The organism is Polaromonas sp. P1_G4 (genome assembly GCF_056405475.1).
The window spans coordinates 1-726 of the sequence record NZ_JBFUCA010000988.1 but is presented as its reverse complement, the minus strand read 5'-3'; the positions used below and the strand labels follow the sequence as shown (position 1 = coordinate 726).

Annotated in this window: 2 protein-coding genes; one reads left to right on the top strand and one right to left on the bottom strand. The window is 63.9% G+C overall.

Annotation, left to right across the window (positions count from 1 at the left end):
• Positions 1 to 270: hypothetical protein (locus AC1D1X_RS24920; protein ID WP_477699576.1), on the bottom strand; the 270-nt coding region annotated here is incomplete at its 3' end.
• 27 nt (positions 271 to 297) lie between these two features.
• On the opposite strand from AC1D1X_RS24920, the gene AC1D1X_RS24915 reads away from it, so the two are divergent.
• On the top strand, positions 298 to 726 hold a 429-nt coding region (locus tag AC1D1X_RS24915; protein WP_477699575.1), incomplete at its 3' end, for a hypothetical protein.

Below are 726 nucleotides of genomic sequence, written 5' to 3'. Positions count from 1 at the left end.
CATGCCAAAGCTTCCCGGCCAGCAAGTTTGCGGAAGGCGGCCGATGGGGCCGGCTTGCTCCTCCACCTGCGGGTGGATGAAGTGATCGGACACGGTGTAGTCCCATGCGCCGGGTACGTGATGCCTGTAAAGGCCAGGCTCGCGCAGCTGCACGGGCGCGACTCGCATCAAGGCGATTTCCTGCCGCGTCCAGGCCGGGTTCAGGGCCTGTTCAATGTAAATATCAAGCCTGTCCAGGCGGATGCGCCCCACCGCTTCGAGGTCAGTCATGTGCCCCAGTTCATTCACACTGGCCGCATGGCGGCGCAAAACCTCAAGGTGCTCCGGCTGCGGGCGCCCCGTGAAGGCATAGACTTGGATGGCAAAGCGGCCACTGTCGTGCAGCGCGAGTTGCTGCTCAAGTGCCCGCATCTGCCGGGTGTCGGCCAGGCTTTGCACGGCGAGGCCGACGTGGATGCGGCTGTCGCTCTGGAGGCGGCGTGTGCGCGAATCGCGCTTGAACGGCGGGCAGGGTTTGAGCCGGCTTTTCACTGCGTCGAGAGTTTGCCGGCGCATCTGCTGCAGCGCGTCTTCATCCATGGCGAGTACCAGTCCGTGGAAAGGCGCATCGCCCCAGTCGCGGGGTTTTTGGGTGGCAAGGGATTCAGCCAGGGCCTTCTGCAGGATATCCGTGAGCTTGTGGTGATGCCGCCAATCGCCGATGGCCATATTGCGGAAGGCTTGCCG